Genomic DNA, 22,623 nt, shown 5'->3' on the forward strand with positions numbered 1-22,623 from the left:
TTCTCACAAAAGGCGCAGGATCAACTTGAATCATTGATACAAAACCGTCTGAAACCTCAATCTTTAGAATATCACTTGGTGTAGGCAGCGCCATCCCTTCATCGATGTAAGAAGCTAAAACATTCTCAAGCATTTCACGAGCATTTTTCATCGCTTCCTCGATATTTTTTCCTTCTGTACCTCCACCAAATTCTGGAAATTCTACCCAATATCCTGTTCCTTCTTTATGAAAAATAGCTGGATACGTTTTTAACATTCTACTACCTCCAATGTGAAAAGACTTAGGAAAGCAAACATTACAATCCTAAATCTTTAAGAATCTTTCTTTCCAATCCTCTTCCTAAATCTTCATTTCCATGAACTGGAATCGTGACAAGATAAGAAAAACCCTCTTTCTTAAAATGATGATGACTTCCCCTTTGACGAACTTCAACCCATCCATTCTCAAGTGCTAGTTTCACCATTTCTTTACCTGTAAGTGGCATATATCATTGTTACCTCCTTACGTTTACTATTATACACATTATGCGTATGTTTGTCAAGCTAAAATAAACCACTTTTGTTCAATAACTACAAAATAAAATAGACCAGATTACTGATCTACTTTATTCTATATTCATTGACTAAAAATATACATTCCTTGGTTAGTTTTTGGTTAGTTTCTTAAAAAATAATTTTTTTTAATTCTTCAATCCTTTTAAAATCAAAAAATCTAACTCCCTCTTTAAATTACTACTATTATACCATATTTTTTAAAAAAGCCAATAACAGCAAGGTTTTAGACATTTTCTACATAAAAAAAGCTGGAAAATCTCTTTCCCAACTTCTTTTCACAATCAAATTTTACGTGTATTTACTTATTTTTTCAAGCGCTCAACATCGCGTGCAATCACTAATTCTTCATCTGTTGGAATAACCAAGACACGGATTTTCGCTGCGTCAGTTGAGATGTCTCCCGTTACACCAAAGACATTCTTTTCTGGATCCACATCACAACCAAACCAAGAGATACCTGAAATGACATCCTCACGGAAATCTGCTGCATTTTCACCGATACCTGCTGTGAAGATAATCGCATCTGCTCCATTTAGGACTGCAAGGTACTGGCCGATATGTTTTTGGATACGATCAACATACATTTCATAAGCCAAAGTCGCATTATGGTCTCCTGCTTCCATGGCAGCAATCACATCACGCATATCGCTTGACTGACTAGAAACTCCCATGAGCCCTGATTCACGATTGAGAACGCGGCTAATATCTTCTGGGGTATTGAAATCCTCTGTATATTGCATGAGATAAGGGATGATAGCAGGGTCAATATCTCCTGTACGAGTTCCCATCATCACACCTCCAAGTGGTGTGAATCCCATAGAAGTATCCACAGACTTCCCACCCTTAACAGCTGTGATAGAAGCCCCATTACCAATATGGCAGGTAATCAATTTCAAATCTTCTAGAGGACGACCCAAAAGTTTCGCTGCTTCTCCTGCGACAAACTGGTGGCTTGTCCCGTGGGCACCATATTTACGAACCTTGTTTTCTGTGTAGTATTTAGTTGGTAGAGGATAGCGATAAGCCTTCTCTGGCATGGTTGTGTGGAATGAAGTATCGAATACAACAACACTGGTAATATCTGGAAGCAATTCCTTAAATGCACGAATTCCAGCTGCGTTGGCTGGATTGTGAAGAGGAGCCAAGAGTCCCAACTCCTCAACTTTTTCTATCACATCTCCCTCAACAACTGTTGATTCCTTGAAATATTCACCACCTGCAACGACGCGGTGTCCGACACCTGTAATCTCGTCGTACCCTTTGATGATGTCAAAACGAATCAAGTCATCCAATAAAATTTTAACGGCTTGTGTATGGTCTTCAATATCAAGAATTTGTTGCTCCGAACGACCGTCAAATTTTACTGTTGAAATTGAATCTTTCAATCCAATACGTTCAATCAAACCTTTAGCCAAAACTTTCTCTTCTGGCATTTGATAAAGTTGCCATTTCAAGCTTGAGCTTCCTGCATTGATTGCAATTGTTTTTGTCATAAGATGATACCTCTTTTTAAGCGTTTTCATCTATTATAACAAAATCTCTTTTATATTTCAGTACCTTTGCTCCAATTTTGAAAATTTTCTTTAAAGGTAAACAAAACTGACGGATCTTGCAAGCTAGTAAGAGGATAGACAAAGGGTTCTGTTTCCTTGTCTCTTTTCTTTTGTAAGACAAAAATACTCTTGGCCTGACTGGCCGTTGAAAAAATATCCTCTGGTAAGGCGATGATAGCAGTCAGACTGACTTCGTCTTTGAGCCACCCTTTTAATAAGTCACTTTGAGGACTGGTCAATAAATCACTCGGAGCTAGAAAAATAGCATAGCCATCTGACTTGAGATACTTTAGACCTTGTTCCATGAGCAAGTGATGGGCGTATGTATGTTCTTGGCTAGAAGCAACTTGATGACGCAACGCAACGGCGTCATCAGGATAATAGCCAACAGGCAAGTCGCTGATGACCACATCACTTTCTTTGAGCATTTGTGGACGAACGGCATCTCCTTGGACAAAGCCAGCCTGCAAACCAATTACATCTGCCATGCTAGCTGCCAAATCAATCAGCAAATCATCCACTTCCATTCCCAAATAATCCACCTTTTTATCAAGCGAGGTCAAGAAAGTAGCGCCTAGAATTCCCATCCCAGAACCCATTTCGAGAATAGTAATTTCCTCCTCTTTAAGCAATTCTTCCACAATAAACACCAAAAGTAAAGCAATGGCATCTGGTGTAAACTGGTGATTGGCCTGTAGGGGCTCTGTCTGCCCAGCCTTCATCAAGAGAAACTGGTAGGTCTTGAGCCATTCTTCTTTGCGAAGCGCTAAACGCTTAAGGGCCTGATTGTTCTCCTTGACCCGATTTAGCTCAGTTTCACCATCCAGATAAATGCTGTTTTGCTCCACCAGGGCGTCATAAAAGTTGGTCGCCAAATCACTTTGGATGACTTGGACATTCTCTAGTAAATACGTATAAGCTTGTTCAATTTTTTCAAAATCCATATTCCTATCTTATCAAATTTCCCTTCTTTTTTCCATCCTTATAGAAAAATCACTCCCTGACTAGGCGAGTGATTTTTGGGCTACAGTTAAAAAGAGTTCTGCGTAATTTCCTAGGAAAAGATCTTCTGCACTGTACAGAATCTGACTATCAATACTCGAAAAACCAAACTGGTCAAGTTTGTTTTCCAGTTCAGCTAATTCAAATCCGTGGTGGTTGGTATCTGTCTTGACAAAATCAGCGATGAGGACTTGTCCCTTCTCCCTAAGGTGACAGTGAAACATGGCAAGAGTTGCATCTAGATCAGGCATATGATGAAGAACTCGACTGACAACAATCAGGTCAAATTGTTGCTCCAAAGGATTCACCAGTAAATCCTGTTCCAAAAACTGGATATTCTTGATGTCTTGTTGCTCTGCTTTCAAACGGGATTGCTCCAGCATTTTCTCCGAGATGTCTACAAGGGTAACAGACTTGGCCTGCTTAGCTAGAGGCAAGGCTAACAGACCCGTCCCACCACCAAAGTCCAGTATTTCCTTGTCTGATAGAAGAGCAATCTGTTTTTCAATTGCTTGACAAACCAAGTTTGCAAGAAAGATATTTTTGGGCGAATCAAAGGTTTCTGCTTTGTGATTAAAATCGTGTTTCATGCTTTTAGTGTAACACAAAGAAGTTGAATTGCCTAGGAATTGGCTTTCTTTTCTGCCTTATCTTCTGTTTTTTGTTGATTTTGTTCTGGGTTTGAATCAGTCGCTACCTGTTGCTTTTTATCCGTTTTCTTTTCCTTGGGTTTCATCGAAGGAAAGAGAAATTCATAGTTGCCCTTATTCATATGAACACTTATTTCAAAACCTGTTTTCGTATTTTGATACCTGACTTTTCCTAAGTTGAAGACTCGTTCTCCACTTTCTTGCTCAGCCTTATCCTTACTTCGCTTGGCCATGGCAAAAGCGATCAACTTTTCTTTGTTTAGGGCAAAGTCTTTGTGATGAGCTACTTGCCGATTCAAATAAAACTGCAACAAAAGACTAAAGATGGCTGCCATGGTGACTGCATATAAAAGAACGCCTGCCTTAACTTTTTGCTTTTTCCACACGATAGATGAACTCCCTTTCTAAGCCCTTTTGAAATTGGAAACGAAAGCGAACCAATTGATTTTCTTCTGTAATTTGAGCTGATTTAAGCCCATAAACCATAGGTTGGTAGCCCCTTCCGCTGGTATCCGTCTTTCGAAAATCATCCGATTTAGACTTCCCTATAGAGATATCCTTACCATCCTGTTTCATGTAGAGGCGATTGCCTTCCACCTTTTCAAACTGCGAACGCTCTAACTCTGCCTCCAGCTGGTCCACAAACAAGAGCCACTCCTTTTGCTCGCTTTGCTTCTGGTAACGAACTTCTGAAATGAGGAGCTGACTCATAGCTTGAAAAAGGAGCAAACCTCCGCTAATGACGATAAGGGCAATCAGCGATTCTAAAAGAGTGAAGGCTCTTACCTTACTGCTCTTTAAGATCGAGCAATTTCTCTGAACCATGGTAGACATCCAATCCTTTTTCACTAGCAAATACCTGAATCTCAACTCCATTTATGTTTACCTGATTTTGCCCTGTTTGCAGAGCCATCTTCGCCACACGTAAGACTTCTTCCTTTTGCAAGATTTCTGCCTCTAACCGTCGATTTTGTTGGATTTGTCCCAAAAGAAGGGTCGCAATGCTGGCAAAGATAGCTAGAGCGACCAACGCTTCCAGTAAAATCACTGCCTTAATTTTTTGTTTCCTTAATGCGTTTAATTTTTCCATTTCCTAGATATAATTGATAGCGAATCGCTCCTTTGCTAGTCTGAAATTCAACCTTAGCCAGAGAGGAATTGCCCCCAGCTCGATCAAATATAATGCTTTGTCCTGATGGTCCCTGAATTCCTTTTGGAATTGTCAACTTTTGACTGCCATTGCTGATCGTCTGTCCATCTAAATTCAAGCTGGTCTTTTGCTGACTAGCAACACTGCGTTTTTGCGTTTCCCGATAGAGTTCTTCAAACTCCATAAAAAAAATCTGCTCTTCCACCGCTGCAAAACTGGACTGAACTGAGCCGGACAAGCCCAAGGCAAGGATACTCACAAGTCCCAAAACAAGGAGACTTTCCAGCATAGTAAAGGCCTTAATCTGCAACAGTTTGACTTGTTTTTTGTTTTGCATGGTAGTCTTTATAAGCTTTGGCTTGCTCTGCTGTGATACGACCGTCCGCTTGTAATTTGCTGAGGCTGGCATCATCATTTTTATCCAAACGATAAAGTTCTGCCTGGCTTTCCACAACCTTGACAACAGCAGCTTTTCCTTTGTCATCTACGGCATCCTTTTGCTTGGTCAAATTGGGCACAAAGAGCAAGAGAAGAACGCTGATGATTAAAAGGACGACTAACATTTCTACCAAAGTGAAAGCTTTAACCTTGGCTTTTTTAAAATTTGTCATGAGTTTTTTCATTTTAAAAATTTACCTCCATATTTTGATACATGGGCATAAGCATTGCCGCATAAAGTAAAACGATAATCAGAGCCACAAAGATAAAAACCAGTGGCTGCACCAGATTCATGGTGCGGTTGACTCGGGTAAAAAAGGCTTCCCAAGTTTTTTCAGCATAGATTTCCAACTCACTCCCCAGCTTGGACTTGACTTCCCCATACTCTATGATGAGACTCAACTCCTTTTTAAAGAAAGGATAGGTCGCTATGGTTTGAGAAAATTCGCGGCCATTTTGCAGGGCTTGAGCCAAATCTTGACCGATTTCTTTAAAGAGCTGAGAACCCTGTTCCTGCATGATCTGAAAAATCTGCGTCAGCTCCATCCCCTGTGAAATCATATTGCCCCATTCACGCGCATAATAAGCTGTCAGATAAGTCTGGACAAAGATTCCTAGAAAGGGAACCCGTGCCAACATCGAGAAAACCCGCATCTTGGAACTTCTTTTATAGAAAGTGATAGCTAAAAACAGAGATAAAGAGCAAACCAGCACTAGTCCCAGAAAAATCTGGGGCAAGTTGCCGATGATTTGGGTAGCGATATTGCTACTGTCCAGTTGAGGCAGCAAATAGTTCCTCAACCCCAGCATGATTAGCAGGAGAAATCCCAGCAAAATCAGGGGATAGGTCGCCACTTCGATTAATTTTTTCTTGACCTGGGCCAGATTGTCCAGATATTCTTCTATCTTTCCCAAACTCAGATGGAGATTTCCATGAACTTCAGCTAGAGATAATTGGGTCACAATGGCACTTGAAAAGCCCAAACTTTCCATCATTTCTGAGAAGGATTTCCCCTGAGACAAGCCTTGGTGCATCTGGGCTACATAATCCTTTTCCAGCAGGGCACTTCTGCCCAAGAAAGAAATAATTTCCACCAAATGAAAGCCACTGGAGAAGAGGTTGTTAAACAAGGTGATGATTTTCTTCTGCTTAGCTGTAGCTAATTTTTTCCGTTTCAGCCTGAAGACTTGTGATATGTCCATCTTTAAGAAGCTGATCAATCTGCTCATTCCAGCTAGTTGGCTGGTGTTCTTGATAGTCTTTGTTTGCAAAGTCAACGATTCCTCCTCCCCCGATTAATCTCTGGTAGCAGACTCCTTGCAGAACAACTGCTAGTTCCTCCTCCGTCACACCCAACTCCAGAAGGCGTTCATAAACACCTCGGATACTCTTGGCATGAATGGTTGAAAAGACTGTCGCCCCTGTCAAACTGGCTCTGACCACTGCACGCGCCGTCTCACTATCCCGAATTTCACCGATAATCAAGAGGTCAGGACGATGCCGGAGAGACAGTTTGATTAGATTTTCATAGGTCAATCCAATCGCCTCATTCAACTGCAACTGGAGCATGTCTTCCTGCTTGATTTCTACTGGATCTTCAATGGACATGACCTGCTGCCCCTTAAACAGAGACTTGGCTAATTCGTGCATCAAGGTCGTCTTGCCACTGCCGACTGGACCTGCAAAGAGATAGAGGCCCCGTTGCCTGTACTGCCCACCCAGTTCGTTCATATCCTGAAACCAGAAATGTAGCTCCTGCTCCTCATCGTGCAACAAACGAATGACCAAACTCTCATGCCCCCGATAATCTCCCACGGTAGACAAACGCAGAGAAGACACCTTCTCCCCATGCTGATAGTCGCAAGATCCCAGCTGACTACGTCTCTTCTCTCCTACATTCATACCCGCTAAAAACTTAAAATGACTAATCACAGCAGCTAAAATATCAAACTCATAGGAGTCAACGAGACACCGCTCGTCTCCAACCCGCATGTGAAGCTCATAGGACTTTTCCTTGGGGATAAAATAGATATCCTGAGCCTTCTTTTCTTTCGCAGTAGCAATAATTTTCTGTGCAATTTCTTGTACCATACCGCCCTCCTTATCTAACTATTCGCAAAAAAATAAAAAAAGCAACTTAAAAAGTTACTTTTTTTATCTCCATTTCATACGGCAAGAACGGTGCTTTTCTTGACCTGTTTGTTTTTCGTAGCCTGGACGTAGCTTTTCATCGGGGATGACTTGCTCATCCTGTAAAAGTGCCAAAGAATGGTACTGTTGCAAATACTCATCGCACTCATCACACCAGCGTTGGTCGGCAGGATCCCAAAAAATAGTCATCAAATCACTCCGACTCTTATAAAGAGGATTCTTCTTTTCCAGCTCAAACCAGCATAACTTATAATATTTTAGAGCATCATAATACTTGTCAAAAGATCGACTCATGATGACATCTTCTTCCCAACCTTCTATGAACCACCACGGTTCAAAATCCCCATACATTTCTATAACACGATACATTCTTACTACTTCCTTTGTATCGTATATTATATCTAATTTTTTAATACAAGAAAAGGATTTTGCTTGTTTCCCCCATTAGCAATTTCTTTAATCCTATTATTTTCATCTGATAATAAAAATAGGAGTCCTTTATTGACCCCTATTTTTTATCTTCTTAGGCTTGATAACGTTTCACACCATCTAGGTAGGTTGCTACCAATTCCAAATCTTTATCCAGTACGATAAAGTCAGCGTCATAACCTTCACGGATTTGACCACAGACATCATCAATGTGAACTGATTTAGCTGGGTTGAGGCTGGCCATCATGACTGCTTCATGCGGATTCGCAATTCCCCATTCGACCACATTCTTCAAACCATCTTTGAGTTTGAGGATAGAACCTGCCAAATTGCCTGTCGATTTGAGGCGAGCAGTTCCATTAGCAACAACTACCGGAAATTCTCCCAACATGTAATCTCCATCTTCCAAGCCACCAGCTGTCATACAGTCTGTGATAAGGGCGATATTTTCAGTTCCTTTTTGTTTGAGCAAAATGTCACAGGCTTTTGGATCCACGTGATGACCGTCACAAATCAATTCTGCGTAAGTATGTGGTAACTCATACATGGCTCCCACCATACCGAGCTCACGGTGAGTCAACCCACGCATCCCATTGTAGGCATGTACCCAAACACTCGCTCCAGCATCGACTGCTTTTTTAGCTTCATCAAAAGTCGCATTGGAGTGCCCAAGAGCAACGGTCACTCCTTCACCCGTAACTGTACGAACAAAGTCTTCTACACCTTCACGTTCTGGCGCAAGGGCAATTTTATTGAGCAGGCCATTAGCTGCTTTTTGCCAAGCACGAAACTCATCCATACGGGGGTCTTTCATATAAGCAGGGTTTTGGGCTCCCTTGTATTTCTCTGTGAAATACGGACCTTCAAAATAGATCCCACGAATCTTGGCTCCACTTGCTTCCTGGTAACGAGCACCGATATTTTCAGTTACTGCAAGCAACTGCTCGTAAGAGGAAGTCAAGGTCGTTGGCAAGAAGCTGGTAACACCCGTGCTAAGCAATCCTTCACTCATAGTATGAAGGGTTCCTTCGATGTTATTATCCATGACATCCACACCACCAAATCCATGAATGTGAGTATCCACAAGTCCTGGAGCAATGCTATAACCGGTATAGTCAATCACCTCAGCTCCTTCAGGAATCTGTTCTACATGTTTACCAAACTTGCCATCCACAAGTTCCAAGTAACCGCCACGACGAACTCCGTGTGGGTAGAAAAACTGATCCGCTTTAATATAATTAGGCATAATGATAACCTCCTTGATAGATTGATTCTAGAATTTATTATGTCAATTACATTATAAACCTTTCTTTTTCATTTGTAAATGGTATAGACCTATTTTCTAGAGATATTTTAAAAGAGCTGGATATCTCCAACTCTTTGATTTTATTTTGATTTCACAGGTAGTTCTTGAGCGGCCTTAACAGCAGCTGCAATCGTCTCTGCGTAAAGTTTAGCACCTTCTTCAATCATGTTGCTATCATTTCCAAAGTGGACTTGGTCAGTTCCAGCCCAGATTTCAGAGTGTTCCTTAGCGACCTTATTCCAGTCAGCGATGCTCACATATGGATTCTTTTCAGCTAATTCTCTCGCATAAGCCGCATACTGCTCCACTGATGCATAAGTGTCCTTGCTCTTGTCTCCCTCATAAGGTGTCACCAGTATCAGATGGTGTCCTTTCGGTAGATTGTTCACGATGCTGTCCAAATCATTCTTATAGCCTTCGGGATTGTTGACCCCCGTTGCAATGACAACTGTTTTTAAAAGCGCCTTGTTCTGGCTATTATTGAGCATGATGTCATTGGCTTGCTTGGTCGTTCGACTAACCTGGGCATTGATATTTGCATCAGGAAGTGCCTCTTTTAAGGCTGTATTAGCACGTAAAGTCACTGAATCCCCAATCAGACTCGTTCCCTCAGAAATTCCCAGGCGACTGGCTTCAGCTTGTTCAGCAAGAGTCTTTGTTTGTCCTATATTGGTCTGAGCTTGCTTGAAACCATTGACCATCAAGTCTGTCTCAAAAGCTCCAACCTGAGGAGCCATAGCTACGATAATCAAGGTAAGTAAGGAAAGGACGCCCACAACACTAGCACTAATGGGTCTGATATAATGCAGTTTAGTGATTTTTCTAACCAAAGCATTGGTCTTACCGGCAATCAATGGCTCAATAATATAGAAGGATAGGATAGCAAAGAAATAAGAAAAGATAACTGTTAAAATAACAGCGGGCAGATTACTCATCAACTGAGAAAAGATAATATAAAAAGGCCAGTGGAAGAGATAAACCGCATAACTAGTATCCGCTAAAAATGTAATGATCCGAGGTTCTTGTATCTCAGGCGTTTTCTCATGCAAAACACGCGCAGCAAAAATCATGGTCACTGCTGCTAAACTTGCCAGTAAGAAACCGAATAGATAAGCAAACAGGTAGGTGAACTTGACAAAAAAGGTCAAGAGTACTAATACCAAGAGACCTGCAGCAAATACCAGTAGATTTTGACGAAGGTCCCACATCCGGTCAAACTGCTTGACTAAATCGCTCGTCTGACGAACCCCCACAACTGTCGCCAAAATGCTTCCTAAAAAGAAGGGATAGACATGGGTTAAACTTGAAAAGTAGACAGATGAATAGGAACTAGCCATTAGACTACCAATAAACATGGAGAAAAAGCTAATGATAAAAGCTCCTGCAGAAAGGAGAAAGACTATCCCTCTCAATTGACTACTAGATTTTGAACGTTTCGATAAGAACCAAACCGCTAAGCCCCAAAGGATATAGTAGTGAACCTCAACAGCTAGGCTCCAGTTGTGAACAAAGAGATGCGGAATGAACTGGGATTCATAACTACCCCCTGTTAACATTTCGTAGAAGTTGGTCATAAAACCGAGAACTCCAGCTATCTGGCCACCAATTCCAGCAACATAGTCTTGACGAACCAAGAAAGTAAAAGGCATGGTCACCAAAACCATCAGCACCACAGGTGGCACGATGCGGTAAAACCGTCTCTTAAAAAAGCCCAGTAAGTCAATCTGGCGTGCCTTCCCAAATTCTTCTAAAAGGAGGGAGGTGATCAAAAATCCTGAAAAAGTGAAAAAGACATCTACCCCAAAGAAGCCTCCAGGAAAGATCGTTTGAAAGAAGTGGTACAAGAGCACCAAAAGTAAACCTGTAATCCTAATCAAGGAAAACCATTTAATACGCATACGAGTTTATTCCCCACTCAATTAGATCGTAAAAACATCTAATTTTTATTCCATAATACACCTTATTTTATCAAAAAAAGAAGAAAAATCCTAAGAGAAAACTTAGGATTTTGGCATTCTATTTTTACACTTTAAAAATTGCGTCCTGACTTGTTGTAGCCATATTTTTCCACAAAATACTCACGGAATTCCAAGAGATTATCATCCATGATGGCTTGACGCACTTGCTTCATCAGATTGAGCAAGAAGTAGAGATTGTGGTAGCTAGTCAAGCGGATGCCAAAGGTTTCATCAGCCTTGAGCAGGTGACGAAGATAAGCGCGTGTGTAGTTCTTACATGTGTAGCAATCACACTCAGGATCCAATGGCGTAAAATCCTCAGCAAACTGGGCATTTTTGACAACCAAACGACCTTGACTGGTCATACAAGTTCCGTTACGAGCGATACGAGTCGGCAAGACACAGTCAAACATATCCACACCACGAATGACCCCATCAATCAAGCTATCTGGCGCTCCCACTCCCATCAAATAGCGAGGTTTGTTTTCTGGGAGAAGTTGGGTTGTGAAGTCCAAGACTGCATTCATCTCTTCGTGGGTTTCTCCTACCGCTAAACCACCGATAGAGTAGCCAGGGAAGTTCATGCTGACAAGGTCGTGAGCTGACTGACGGCGAAGATCTTCAAATCCTGCCCCCTGTACAATTCCAAACAAACCTTGGTCATGTGGACGACGGTGAGCCTTCAAACCACGTTCGGCCCAACGGCTGGTACGCTCGATTGATTTCTTAACGTAGTCGTAAGGTTGATAAAACTGAGGACATTCGTCAAAGGACATCATGATATCTGAGCCTAGATTATTCTGAATGGAGATAGCTTTTTCTGGCGATAGGAACATCTTGGAACCATTGAGATGGTTTTTAAAGGTTACGCCTTCTTCGGTGATATTTCGGCTATCTGCTAGGGAATAAACCTGGAAACCACCACTATCCGTCAAGATTGGCTGGTCCCAGTTCATAAATTTGTGGAGACCACCTGCACGTGCGATGAGTTCATCTCCAGGACGAAGCCAGAGATGATAAGTATTAGAGAGGATAATCCCTGATCCCATCTCCTTTAATTCTTCAGGTGACTGAGTTTTGACAGTGGCTTGGGTCCCAACTGGCATAAACATAGGTGTCGGGAAGGTGCCGTGAGGGGTGATGATTTCTCCCAGACGAGCTCCCGTGTGTTTTTCTTTCTTAATCAAACGGTATTTGATTGGTGAATCTGACATTTTCTACCTCCGAAGCTGGGAAAGACAGTCCCAGTTCATACTTTGTGCCCAAAGGCATACTGTATGATTTTATCAAAAAAACCAGGAACTGTCACGAACTATGGTATAATGAGAGAATGAAATACCCAAAAATTGATTTAAAAACCATTCGTCTGCAGACGAGGCAATTTCAGGCTGAAAATCCCCGCCTCTTTCTCGTCTATCTCTTACCTAGCATGCTGGTTATCTTATCAGGCCTTCTCAACCCCTTGGCTCGTCTCCAAGAAAGTGTTTTAGAGCAATCCTTTTTCAGCATGCTGGCGCAAGTGCTCCAAGCCTATCTCTTCCCACTAGTGGTTTCTTTTATGAGCGCAATTTTTCTAGCAGGTGCTGCCTTTACGACACTCCGACTCCTCAAGGATCCTGATACGGAACTTTCAGTAAAATCAAGCCTGGCCCTCTTTGCTGAAGAGCGCTTCTCGCAAACCTTCCTAACTCTGCTCCTCAAACGTTTCTACCTCTTTTTATGGAGCATTCCAAACTTAGTAGGCGTTTATTTCCTCTTTTATAGCAATCTCTTGACTCGTAGATTTGTTGCCCTACATCCTGAATTTCCAAAATTAAACCTCTCATCCGTTGAAACCGAGCAATTCCTTATGACCTTTGGGCTCTACTTTTTCGCGAGCCTCATCTTGATGATTGTAGGAAACATCCTCTACGTTCCGCAACATTATGCCTACTCGCAGGTAGAATTCCTCCTCTGCGATACTCTGGATTTAGGACAGGCTAAGCCAAGTCAAATCCTGAAAACCAGCCGTTTCTTGATGAAGGGTTATAAATTCCAGCGTTTTGTCCTCGACTTACAACTACTCCCTTGGTACTTCCTCAACTGGATCACCTTTGGAATTGCTAGCTTTTCACTCCTTCCCTATATCCAAAACAATCACATCTTCTTTTACAGAGCCCTACTAGCCCGTAAACGTCGAAATGGATAAGAGCATACAAAAACCAGCGTCCTGAAAGACGCTGGTTTTCTTATTTCAAAAGTAAAATACTCAGCAGAGTCAAAATAGCGGGTCCACCTTGCTTCAGAATAATCTTCTTGTCTGCTGTCAGAGAACCGTAGGTCGCTGCACCAAGCACAAATAAAACAAAGATGGTCACAATTTCCAAACTTTGTGAGAAATAAATCCCATACAAGAGAAACACACCCAGCAAAGCATTATAAATCCCTTGGTTTTTAAACAGTGAGGTGACAGAGGGTCGAGTCAACTCTTCCTTGTCCATATTAAAGACTCAGCTGGTTGCATCTGATTGGGTTGCCATACTCTCCAAATAAGAGATATAAAAATGTTCGAGGGCAACAAGGGGCGCTAAAATAGTAGTAATGATTGACATCGTTTTCTCCTTAAAATTCTATTTTTTCTAGACCTGACACTAGTTTCGTCAGTAAAGTTGTTAGCTCTTTCTGCTCGGCTGTCGATAAGATGCTCTCCATCTGTTCCTTCACTCGCAAATGATGTTTAGGCGGACTGACTAAGAGTTGATTCTTGGCTTCTTGGGTTAATTCAACTAAGACTTCTCGCTGATTGGCCGGATTACGCTTGCGACTGACATAGCCCTCTGACTCTAGTATCTTAAAATGACGGGTCAAGGCCGCCTGGTCGATTTGCAACTTCTCCTGAACGGCAATCTGGTTGCAGGGTGACTGCTGCAGTAAAAACTGCAAGATTTGATAGCGGGTCAAACTAATTCCCAATTGTTTCTCAAAGAGTTGAGTGATCATCTGATCTGTTAAATGGAGCTGGTACAGTAAGTCGTTAATTTTTTTCATTTCTACCTCCTTACATACACTTGATTTATCAACTATTGACTTATCAAGTATATTATAGAAAGATTAAAAACGCAACCATTTTGCTTACTCACGCTTACTCACGAAAAATAGCCTCTTGGTTTCAATCCCAAAAGGCTATTATTTCTATATTCTAGATAAAATCCAGCACTAACCTACCAAATCTGCTCGAAGGATTTCTCCCTCTTTATCAATGACAACTTCGATGGCATGGCCTGCAAAAATTTCCTCGCTATCATCATAGTAGAGGGTCAATTCCCCGTCTTCGTTGATCGATAGTTCACTCAAGGAAAGAGAGTTGGTAAAATACTCTTCTGTTAACTCCACATCATTTTCATCTGAATCTATCCAGTCTTGAGCTGTTTCCCACAGTTCTTTGACAATATAGTCTTTAATCCGAGTATCTTGAACTTGGAAAGTTCCCATAAATTTCTTTAAATCATCAAAAGAACTTGGAGGGAGACTTTCATCTGCACTCGCAGCAAAGATAGCATGAATCTTACCACCCTCGTAAGTGATAAATCCTTCAAACCAAGAATAGGCTCTGTTTAAGGTGAATTCGCCAATATCGTCTTGAATGATGACCGGTTTTTGATAGGTTTCAATCAAGGTCTCTAACCTAGAGTCTGAGGATTGGTCATCTAGGTATTCCAGCAAGTGGTAGCAGTTATTAGCTACTTCTGACATATATGGCTCTAACTCCATGAAGGGGCGTTTTTGACATTTGATATGATGAATTTTGTAGGGTTCAAAACTAAAGCCCCATCTCTTTTCTTCAAATTCCTCAGGAGTCAATACCCATTCCAAACGTCCCTCACGTTCAGAGAATTCCTGGGTTGCAACATTGACACTAGCTTTAAAATGAACGGACGGCATTTTACAACCATCTTTTAAAGAAGCGGCCCCAGTTACATTTTGGAGGGTAAAAATCAAGAATTCGACAATTTCACCACAAAATTCCTCTTCAAAATCATCTCTTGTTTTCTCAAATGGAGATTTTAATCGATTTGTCATTCACTTCATCCTTTCTCTCTATGCTTAAAAGCGTTAGTATAGTTTTGTATTCGCTTACATTTTAACATGTTTTAGATTTTATTTCACTTATCAATACTATTTTACACAAAAAGAAGCTACACTTTTAAATGTATAGCTTCTTATTATTCTTAATTCATTGATACATGGACATGGTCATAGTGGTTTTCGGTTACGCTACCACGGTCTGGCATTGGATTCCACGTGTAGGCTGGTCCATATTTACTATCATATGGAGCGTAGAAACGTTGCTTCCAGATGATGTAGTTGATACCACGGCTAGCCATATTTTTGACTGCATATTCTGCAATTTGATCTCCGAGTGCTGAACTCACTGGAACCATAAAGTCGATGGCCAAACCTTTACCGTGGTCCCCACTGTCACCAGGACGGTAGCCACTAAAAGATGTAATCCCAAACAAGTTGGCGATTTCTTCTTTAAAGGCTGCAGTTTGTGGTTGAAGACCTGCATTCTCAGACTTAGCTACAGCAAGTCCTGCATAGTCAGGAGCAGCTGGAGCAGCATACGTTCTTGAAGGAGCTTGGCTTTGCTCTGCTTGATAAGTCGACGTTGCAGCGTCAGAAGTTGCTGTTGTTGCTGCTGTTTCTTCTGTTGCACTTGTTCCTCTTGTATCAGCAGGCGTTTCTGCTACTGGTGCTTCTGCTGGAGTTGTTGCTGCCGTTTCTTCGGTTACTGTAGTCGCTGCTTGAGGAGCTTCTTCTTCAACTGGACGAGTTGTTTCTGCTACTGGTTCTTCCGCTGGAGTCGTTTCAGCTGTTTCTTCAACTACGGGTGCTTCAGTAGACGGTGTCTCTTCAGCAGTGGTCGCTGTCTCAGAAACTTCTGAACTTGGTGCTACTTCTGTTGGTTTTTCAGTCTCTGTTGCACTTGGTACTTCCTCAATTGGTTGAGAAAGGTCTTCTACTTGAACTGTTTGTTCATCGACTGTCACTTGATTGGTCGTCAAATCAGCGGTCGCAGTCGTCACTTCTTCACTAGCATCTGCTTGAGGAGTTTGGATTTCAACTTCCGTCACCTCTTCTGCCTCATTGACAGTTGTAGTGAGGACAGTATCTGGGAAAATCAAGTCCATATTGGTGATTTTGTTCAAATTAGCAAGAACTGTCACATCTACTCCCAAAGCTTCTGCAATGGTGCTCAAAGTATCACCATACTGTACTGTATAGCTTGTTTTGTTGTCCGTTTTAGTCAAATCGTTTTTGATTTGCTCAACGGTACGAGCAGTCCAAAGGATCTCCTCTGCTTGGGTTGCCAATACTGGGGCAAATGACAAGGCTACTGTTGAGGCAAAAATAATTCTTTTCTTCATTCGTTCACATTCCTTTCAAATGAGTACCCGTCTATCATAACACAAAAAAAGCAGAAAAAAAGCCCTCTCGGGCCTATTTAATAGAACTGTCTATTCCTTGTAACAAACCCGATTACTTGAAACAGTTTGTTAGGTCTCTGTCACACAACTGACACAATCTTCTCGTTACTTACTCTCAAAAATATGAGGAATATCTGCTAACTCTTGAATTCTGTGATTGCCTTCAAAAGAAGATTCTAAAAAGTTGATGCTTTGAATACCGCTATTCTGGGCAAATTCCACATCCAAAGTCCGGTCTCCTATATAATAGGTGCTCTCAGGATCCAGCTGATACTTGTCTAGCAGATAGTTAGCCGCTCCTGGACTAGGCTTGCGCTCAAAGCCACTCTGACTGGTTAAAATCTCTGTAAAATAGGATTCCAACCCCAAGTCTCTTAAAATGGTAAGAGCATTGTCCCCCTTATGAGTATAGACAAACTGCTGAATCCCTGTTTCATCTGCCCAAGCCAACACTTCACGAGCACCTGGCATCAAAACTACCTGGGCATTTTTCTCAGACAAGCTCTGGGCACGTACCTGATTGAGCACTTCCGCATCCAGATTTCTCTCTTCTGCCACCTGCACAAGCAAATCCTGCACAGAATACTTGAGGATAAACTCTCTCACTTTCTCCTTATCATAAGGAATAGAAAACTGAGCAAAGGTCTCCTCAATCCCTGATAAAATCGCTTCGTAAGAATCCAATAAGGTCCCGTCTAAATCCCAAATAAAAGCTGTTTTTTGCATTTTCTATCCTTTCAACATCATATAGCGCTGGTAACGATAACGTAGAAATAACCAACGGAAACCATTATCCAAAAGAGTTCCCGCCCAAATACCTGACAAGCCCCAGCCAAGAACAATCCCCATCAGATAGGCTGTCCCAATGCGGATACACCACATCCCGATACTTGTCGCATAAAAGGGGAGACGAGCATTCCCCAAGCCCTGCCAAATAGCCGTATAGATGACTGTCCCTGTCGCCATGGGAGTTCCTAGTAGTGAGAAAAGTGCCACCAGAACGCTCGCTTCGACCGCAACAGGATCCGTCGTATAGAGATGTGTCAGTGGTATTCCCAAAGCATAGATACTGAGTGTCAAGGGCAACATAAGGATAAAAGAAAGCCAAAAGGTTTGTTTGCTTACCTCGTCTACTCTTTCCCAGTCATTCTCTCCAACTGCTCGAGCCACCTGCATGACCGTTGCCGTAGCGACGCCAAAGGCAGGCATATAGTTAAACTGAGTCAAGACTTCTCCGACTGAATTTCCAGCTACTGCCTCCGTCCCAAAAGAAACAACTAAGGCAATGATGACAACATCTCCAGCTCTCATCATGAGACGTTCTCCCGCCGCCGGTATAGCCAAAGTCAACAAGTCCTTATCTAGACCAAAAGACGGCTTCTCATAAGGCAACTTTAATTGCGACCATAAAATCACAAGACCAACCAAGCGAGACAGGATAGTCCCCCATGCGACACCCGCTATCCCCATATCAAGAACAAAAATAGCTAGACTTGAAAAGAGAATATTCAAGGCATTGGATAAAAAACTAACATAGAGGGGTAGACGCGGATTATGCGTTGCACGAATCAAGGCCCCCAAACTGGTCATCAACCCTAAAAGAACAATCGAACCACCCACTAAAGAAAGGTAGAGTCCACCACTTTTGGCCACAGCCTGCTCAGTCCCCAAAAGTCCTATCATCTCTTGCCCAGCAAAGATAGACAAGACCCCTAAAATCAAACTCAGTAGCAAGGTAATCTTCAACGCCTCAGTCACATGATAAGCTAGCTTCGACGGGTCTTTCTGTCCCATGCTTTTTGAAATAACACTAGAAATAGCAGCTCCCAGAGCAATGAAAATCGCTTGGTAAATCGTGATAATATTACCAGCTACTGAAACACCTGAAATAGCGATTAAGCCCAAGTGAGCAACCAAATAACTGTCCACCATTCCCATGAGCATCTGCAAAAAGTTTTCACCCATAGCTGGCAATGCAATATTAAGAATATCCTTATTTCTCTTAAACAATCCTTCCTCCTGATGAAAAGAAACTCAGTTGGTTTCCCAACCGAGTTTACTCTCTCTGCCTTAAAGTCCTAGATAAGCCTCCACCGCTGCTTGCATGTCAGCAGCTGCCACTGTTGTTTTATGACGAACTGGAGCTGTTTCAAGGCCATCAACTGCTGGTGGCACTGCCACTCCTGAGATTTCATGTAATTGAGCCAAGGCTTCAAAGTCAGTCAAGCCAACTTTCCCTGTTACAGCTTCTACGGCAACCACTGGGAACTTGTATGGACTAGCTGTTGAAGCAATCACTGTCTTAGTCGCATCGCCAGTAGCCGCTTGGTATTTTCTATACACTGCTGAGGCAACAGCTGTGTGTGGATCCTCGATATAGGCATCTGTTTGATAAACACGTTTAATTTCTGCCGCAGTTTCTTCCTCAGTCGCATATTCAGCCGCAAAGAGTTCCAGAATCTCAGCATCAAAATCTGTCAATTCATATTGTCCTTGTGCATTCAAGGCATTCATGAGTTCAGTTGTCTTAACCGCATCATTCCCCAAAAGATGGAAAATCAAACGCTCCAAGTTTGAAGATACCAAGATATCCATAGATGGACTAGTTGTCACTTTAAACTCACGTTTCTTGTCGTAAACACGTGTCTTGAAGAAGTCTGTCAAAACATTGTTGTCATTTGAAGCACAGATTAATTTGCCAACTGGAAGACCGATTTGTTTGGCATAAAAGGCAGCCAATATATTTCCAAAGTTTCCTGTTGGTACTGTGAAGTTGACCTTTTCACCAGCTACAATTTCACCAGTCTTGACCAACTGAGCGTAGGCATAAACATAATAAACAATCTGTGGTACCAAACGACCAATGTTCATAGAGTTAGCTGATGAAAATTGCAGTTTATTAGCAGCCAACTTTTCACGAAGAGCTACATCGTTAAACATATGTTTGACGTTAGTTTGCGCATCGTCAAAGTTACCATCAATAGCAATAACATGAGTATTGTCGCCAGTCTGAGTAGTCATTTGTAACTCTTGTACCTTGCTAACACCATCCTTTGGATAAAAGACGATGATCTCAGTACCAGGCACATTCGCAAACCCTGCCATAGCAGCTTTCCCAGTATCACCAGATGTCGCTGTCAAAATGACAATCTTGTTCTCTAAACCATGCTTTTTAGCGGCTGTCGTCATAAAGTATGGCAAGATAGACAAGGCCATATCCTTAAAGGCAATCGTTGATCCATGGAAAAGCTCCAAGTTGTATTGCCCATCCAGTTTCACCAATGGCGCAATAGCTGGAGTATCAAACTTGCTATCGTAGGCATTGTTGATACAGTAGTCCAACTCCTCAGCCGTAAAGTCATCTAAAAAGGCTGACAAAACTAACTTAGCCACTTCTTGGTAAGAAGCATCTTTCAATTTTTCAAAGTCCAAATCCACCTTTGGATAAGTAAGCGGTGTAAACAAACCACCATCCGTCGCCAAACCTTGCAAAATAGCTTGGCTGGCAGTTACTGTATTATTGGCATCACGCGTTGATTGATAAACTAATGTCATGAATCTCTATCCTTTATCTATAGTCTCTTCCATTATATCATGATTTTTCAGAAAATTCTCCCTTTATAAGAGAAATTATAGGCTCAATTCTTCTTTCAAAGGCTGTAAATAGGTCATTTCATGCTGGCCTCTCTTCTCCAGTCCTTCCTCAGCTAGAAGGAGTAAGCCTTTTGAAAACCCGACAATTGCAGTTTCTTCCTCATCTGTGAGCATTTTCTTAGAAAATTGTCGCCTCAATGACTTGTAATCACGACCAAATGTGGTAAAAAATGGCGCAGATTGCAAGTAAGCTTCTAACTTATTTAAATTAAGCAACAAACCCAAATGAAAAGCCGTCGCAGCAAAAGTACGATTCAAGGGTTGCGTACATACACTACGAAACTAAATAGTACCTCGAGTTGTTAAATCTTGGTACTGGTAACTACGGTGAGTTTGGAAGTCCTTCTCCTGAGGATAAAGAAGGATCTCCCTCCCATCAAGGGCGAAGGCATGAATTTTCGGAGTCCCTAAGTAATCTTTTGCTCGAATTGGATAAAAATAATAGGTTTCGCCATCACGTTCCGCAGTAAAGATTGCAGAATGATCTAGATAATCAAAAAAATCATTCTCGTCTTTGAAGAGTCTGGCATTGACGCCTACATTTTCAGCATAAATCCCGTGCATAGACTCTTCCCAAAAAATATCTCTCGAAATTTTGGTATCCCAATCTTCCCCTGAAAACTCAGAATTGGCAAATAAAAAGGCTTTGGCAGCTTCAATCTGGTTAAATGCATTGATTACACGCAAATAGTTAGACTTTGAAACATCCAATTGAACTTGACTTCCACAGATAAAAGCACCGTATTCCGGGTAGTCGTGTAAATCCGTCCCTAGAACAGTTCTGCTCAACTTCAAATAGTTCATTAACATCTGATAACGTGCATAAGCAACCAGTTGATTATCATTTTTATCCCAATAAGGATGAATTCCAGAACCAATAATTGCATAATTTGCTTTACTCAGCTTTTTCTGAATCAGATCCATATAATCTCGAAAACGCACTTCAACCTCTTGGATGAATTCCGCCCTACCAAAGGCAAACTCGATAGTTGTATAGGAGACTTCGAATAAGATAGTATCTTGGCTAACTGGATCGAACAACTGAATTGGGTTCCCAAAATCATCCACTTTTTCGATAGTAAAACCCAGTACTGATGGTAAATACCGAAAAAGATCCTTAACAACTTCACTATCTGTAGCTTTAACCTCTAAATTGATAACAGGATACTCCAGCTCAATTCCCACAAATAAATCAGGTTTCTCTTTTATATTTTCTAAGTAGCGTTTCTTAAGCAAATCAATCGAACGAGACATCAAACACCAACACTTTCATTATCAAAATAAATTGTGAATAAGTAATATTATACCAAAAAACAAGTCAAAAGATTAGAAAATCACGCAAAAATAATTACTGAACCATTATCCCACTATTAACAAGATACAATTTAGTAAGAAATAAAAAAACAAGGTCAAAAAACCTTGTTCTTATTACTATACCGGCGGCCGGGGTCGAACCGGCACGTCCTTGCGGACACTGGATTTTGAGTCCAGCGCGTCTGCCAATTCCGCCACGCCGGCAAATAGTAACTGGGGTAGCTGGATTCGAACCAACGCATGAGGGAGTCAAAGTCCCTTGCCTTACCGCTTGGCTATACCCCAATAATATAAAATAGGCGAGTGATGGGGATCGAACCCACGCATGCCAGAGCCACAATCTGGTGTGTTAACCACTTCACCACACCCGCCATAATTTTATTAACACGGGCAGTAGGAATTGAACCCACACTGAAGGTTTTGGAGACCTTAGTTCTACCTTTAAACTATGCCCGTAACTAAAGCAATGGAAGGGGAGGGATTCGAACCCCCGAACCCGAAGGAGCGGATTTACAGTCCGCCGCGTTTAGCCTCTTCGCTACCCTTCCAAGTTATAAATAAGATATGGCGCGAGACGGAATCGAACCGCCGACACATGGAGCTTCAATCCATTGCTCTACCAACTGAGCTACCGAGCCAAATTGCGGGAGCAGGATTTGAACCTACGACCTTCGGGTTATGAGCCCGACGAGCTACCGAGCTGCTCCATCCCGCGTTAATATAAAAAGGAGGATGTGGGATTCGAACCCACGCACGCTTTTACACGCCTGACGGTTTTCAAGACCGTTCCCTTCAGCCGGACTTGGGTAATCCTCCAACAAATAGTCCGTACGGGATTCGAACCCGTGTTACCGCCGTGAAAAGGCGGTGTCTTAACCCCTTGACCAACGGACCATATCCATAGATGGGCACGAGTGGACTCGAACCACCGACCTCACGCTTATCAGGCGTGCGCTCTAACCACCTGAGCTACGCGCCCAAGTTAAAAAACTTG

General features: G+C 42.0%; 23 protein-coding genes, 10 tRNA genes and 2 pseudogenes. 1 reads left to right on the forward strand and 34 read right to left on the reverse strand.

Going from position 1 to position 22,623, the window contains the following annotated elements; translation table 11 throughout:
- The 16 genes from HMPREF1125_RS10590 to tgt form a co-directional block, all read right to left on the reverse strand.
- The coding region (locus tag HMPREF1125_RS10590; protein ID WP_000921489.1) for a type II toxin-antitoxin system HicB family antitoxin at window positions 1-256 on the reverse strand (256 nt) is incomplete at its 3' end.
- A 40-nt stretch (window positions 257-296) separates the two neighbouring features.
- Window positions 297-485, reverse strand: a complete 189-nt coding sequence (locus HMPREF1125_RS10595) for a type II toxin-antitoxin system HicA family toxin (protein ID WP_001131504.1) — start codon at window positions 483-485, stop codon at window positions 297-299.
- A gap of 372 nt (window positions 486-857) precedes the next feature.
- Window positions 858-2,048: an acetate kinase gene (locus tag HMPREF1125_RS10600; protein WP_000167784.1), complete on the reverse strand. Its 1,191-nt coding sequence runs from the start codon at window positions 2,046-2,048 to the stop codon at window positions 858-860.
- 50 nt (window positions 2,049-2,098) lie between these two features.
- Window positions 2,099-3,052, reverse strand: a complete 954-nt coding sequence (locus HMPREF1125_RS10605; RefSeq protein ID WP_000345138.1) for a class I SAM-dependent methyltransferase — start codon at window positions 3,050-3,052, stop codon at window positions 2,099-2,101.
- Window positions 3,053-3,112: 60 nt separating this feature from the next.
- Window positions 3,113-3,700 (reverse strand): class I SAM-dependent methyltransferase, encoded by a 588-nt coding sequence (locus tag HMPREF1125_RS10610; protein WP_000679763.1) that lies wholly within the window; start codon window positions 3,698-3,700, stop codon window positions 3,113-3,115.
- Between the two features lie 32 nt (window positions 3,701-3,732).
- Window positions 3,733-4,146: a competence type IV pilus minor pilin ComGG gene (gene comGG / locus HMPREF1125_RS10615; protein WP_000265648.1), complete on the reverse strand. Its 414-nt coding sequence runs from the start codon at window positions 4,144-4,146 to the stop codon at window positions 3,733-3,735.
- Window positions 4,124-4,585 (reverse strand): competence type IV pilus minor pilin ComGF, encoded by a 462-nt coding sequence (gene comGF, locus HMPREF1125_RS10620; protein WP_002883335.1) that lies wholly within the window; start codon window positions 4,583-4,585, stop codon window positions 4,124-4,126. Before comGF ends, comGG begins: the two co-directional genes overlap by 23 nt.
- Window positions 4,548-4,850, reverse strand: coding sequence for a competence type IV pilus minor pilin ComGE (gene comGE, locus HMPREF1125_RS10625; protein ID WP_000413371.1), 303 nt, complete (start codon window positions 4,848-4,850; stop codon window positions 4,548-4,550). Before comGE ends, comGF begins: the two co-directional genes overlap by 38 nt.
- A complete protein-coding gene (gene comGD, locus HMPREF1125_RS10630; RefSeq protein ID WP_001180058.1) occupies window positions 4,813-5,247 on the reverse strand; it encodes a competence type IV pilus minor pilin ComGD in 435 nt (144 codons plus the stop codon). The genes comGE and comGD overlap by 38 nt, the downstream gene beginning before the upstream one ends.
- Window positions 5,210-5,533, reverse strand: coding sequence for a competence type IV pilus major pilin ComGC (gene comGC / locus HMPREF1125_RS10635; RefSeq protein ID WP_000735795.1), 324 nt, complete (start codon window positions 5,531-5,533; stop codon window positions 5,210-5,212). Before comGC ends, comGD begins: the two co-directional genes overlap by 38 nt.
- 1 nt (window position 5,534) lies before the next feature.
- Window positions 5,535-6,551, reverse strand: coding sequence for a competence type IV pilus assembly protein ComGB (comGB, locus tag HMPREF1125_RS10640; protein ID WP_080585623.1), 1,017 nt, complete (start codon window positions 6,549-6,551; stop codon window positions 5,535-5,537).
- The gene (comGA, locus tag HMPREF1125_RS10645) at window positions 6,499-7,440 is read right to left on the reverse strand and encodes a competence type IV pilus ATPase ComGA (RefSeq protein WP_000249582.1); all 942 of its coding nucleotides are present in this window, start codon (window positions 7,438-7,440) and stop codon (window positions 6,499-6,501) included. The genes comGB and comGA overlap by 53 nt, the downstream gene beginning before the upstream one ends.
- A gap of 63 nt (window positions 7,441-7,503) precedes the next feature.
- Window positions 7,504-7,869, reverse strand: a complete 366-nt coding sequence (locus HMPREF1125_RS10650) for a DUF1033 family protein (protein WP_000286401.1) — start codon at window positions 7,867-7,869, stop codon at window positions 7,504-7,506.
- 154 nt (window positions 7,870-8,023) lie between these two features.
- Window positions 8,024-9,175: an N-acetylglucosamine-6-phosphate deacetylase gene (gene nagA / locus HMPREF1125_RS10655; protein WP_001134447.1), complete on the reverse strand. Its 1,152-nt coding sequence runs from the start codon at window positions 9,173-9,175 to the stop codon at window positions 8,024-8,026.
- Between the two features lie 140 nt (window positions 9,176-9,315).
- Entirely contained in the window at window positions 9,316-11,133 is a 1,818-nt protein-coding gene (locus HMPREF1125_RS10660) for an acyltransferase family protein (protein ID WP_001220887.1), read from the reverse strand.
- Between the two features lie 131 nt (window positions 11,134-11,264).
- Window positions 11,265-12,407 carry a tRNA guanosine(34) transglycosylase Tgt gene (gene tgt, locus HMPREF1125_RS10665; protein ID WP_001285244.1) on the reverse strand — a complete coding sequence of 381 codons (1,143 nt, stop codon included), beginning with the start codon at window positions 12,405-12,407 and terminating at the stop codon, window positions 11,265-11,267.
- Between the two features lie 116 nt (window positions 12,408-12,523).
- On the opposite strand from tgt, the gene HMPREF1125_RS10670 reads away from it, so the two are divergent.
- On the forward strand, window positions 12,524-13,381 hold the full coding sequence (locus HMPREF1125_RS10670; protein ID WP_000876919.1) for a DUF975 family protein: 858 nt from the start codon (window positions 12,524-12,526) through the stop codon (window positions 13,379-13,381).
- Between the two features lie 40 nt (window positions 13,382-13,421).
- Here the strand turns inward: HMPREF1125_RS10670 and HMPREF1125_RS10675 are convergent.
- From HMPREF1125_RS10675 to HMPREF1125_RS10760, 18 genes and pseudogenes are all read right to left on the reverse strand, one after another.
- A pseudogene (locus HMPREF1125_RS10675) lies at window positions 13,422-13,784 on the reverse strand (DUF1304 domain-containing protein).
- A gap of 10 nt (window positions 13,785-13,794) precedes the next feature.
- A complete protein-coding gene (locus tag HMPREF1125_RS10680) occupies window positions 13,795-14,220 on the reverse strand; it encodes a MarR family winged helix-turn-helix transcriptional regulator (RefSeq protein WP_000723482.1) in 426 nt (141 codons plus the stop codon).
- A 168-nt stretch (window positions 14,221-14,388) separates the two neighbouring features.
- Window positions 14,389-15,252, reverse strand: a complete 864-nt coding sequence (locus HMPREF1125_RS10685; protein ID WP_000184910.1) for a DUF2262 domain-containing protein — start codon at window positions 15,250-15,252, stop codon at window positions 14,389-14,391.
- 149 nt (window positions 15,253-15,401) lie between these two features.
- Window positions 15,402-16,601 carry a LysM peptidoglycan-binding domain-containing protein gene (locus HMPREF1125_RS10690; protein ID WP_000745988.1) on the reverse strand — a complete coding sequence of 400 codons (1,200 nt, stop codon included), beginning with the start codon at window positions 16,599-16,601 and terminating at the stop codon, window positions 15,402-15,404.
- A gap of 165 nt (window positions 16,602-16,766) precedes the next feature.
- Window positions 16,767-17,387, reverse strand: a complete 621-nt coding sequence (locus HMPREF1125_RS10695; RefSeq protein WP_001172836.1) for an HAD family hydrolase — start codon at window positions 17,385-17,387, stop codon at window positions 16,767-16,769.
- A 3-nt stretch (window positions 17,388-17,390) separates the two neighbouring features.
- Window positions 17,391-18,671 carry an MATE family efflux transporter gene (locus HMPREF1125_RS10700; protein ID WP_000476767.1) on the reverse strand — a complete coding sequence of 427 codons (1,281 nt, stop codon included), beginning with the start codon at window positions 18,669-18,671 and terminating at the stop codon, window positions 17,391-17,393.
- 60 nt (window positions 18,672-18,731) lie between these two features.
- Entirely contained in the window at window positions 18,732-20,216 is a 1,485-nt protein-coding gene (gene thrC, locus HMPREF1125_RS10705) for a threonine synthase (RefSeq protein WP_000177133.1), read from the reverse strand.
- 75 nt (window positions 20,217-20,291) lie between these two features.
- Window positions 20,292-21,569: pseudogene (locus tag HMPREF1125_RS10710) on the reverse strand (gamma-glutamylcysteine synthetase).
- A 180-nt stretch (window positions 21,570-21,749) separates the two neighbouring features.
- Window positions 21,750-21,833: transfer RNA gene (locus HMPREF1125_RS10715), tRNA-Leu, on the reverse strand.
- 9 nt (window positions 21,834-21,842) lie between these two features.
- Window positions 21,843-21,914 (reverse strand) — tRNA-Gln (locus tag HMPREF1125_RS10720).
- A 13-nt stretch (window positions 21,915-21,927) separates the two neighbouring features.
- A tRNA-His gene (locus HMPREF1125_RS10725) sits at window positions 21,928-22,000 on the reverse strand.
- A 14-nt stretch (window positions 22,001-22,014) separates the two neighbouring features.
- Window positions 22,015-22,085: transfer RNA gene (locus tag HMPREF1125_RS10730), tRNA-Trp, on the reverse strand.
- Between the two features lie 11 nt (window positions 22,086-22,096).
- Window positions 22,097-22,177: transfer RNA gene (locus HMPREF1125_RS10735), tRNA-Tyr, on the reverse strand.
- 17 nt (window positions 22,178-22,194) lie between these two features.
- Window positions 22,195-22,267 (reverse strand) — tRNA-Phe (locus tag HMPREF1125_RS10740).
- A 3-nt stretch (window positions 22,268-22,270) separates the two neighbouring features.
- A tRNA-Met gene (locus tag HMPREF1125_RS10745) sits at window positions 22,271-22,344 on the reverse strand.
- An 11-nt stretch (window positions 22,345-22,355) separates the two neighbouring features.
- Window positions 22,356-22,445: transfer RNA gene (locus HMPREF1125_RS10750), tRNA-Ser, on the reverse strand.
- 6 nt (window positions 22,446-22,451) lie between these two features.
- Window positions 22,452-22,523, reverse strand: a tRNA-Glu gene (locus HMPREF1125_RS10755).
- Window positions 22,524-22,534: 11 nt separating this feature from the next.
- A tRNA-Ile gene (locus HMPREF1125_RS10760) sits at window positions 22,535-22,608 on the reverse strand.
- Window positions 22,609-22,623: the final 15 nt, after the last annotated feature.

It is taken from the genome of Streptococcus oralis SK304, assembly GCF_000287715.1.
In the GTDB taxonomy this organism is placed as follows: Bacteria; Bacillota; Bacilli; order Lactobacillales; family Streptococcaceae; genus Streptococcus; species Streptococcus oralis_Y.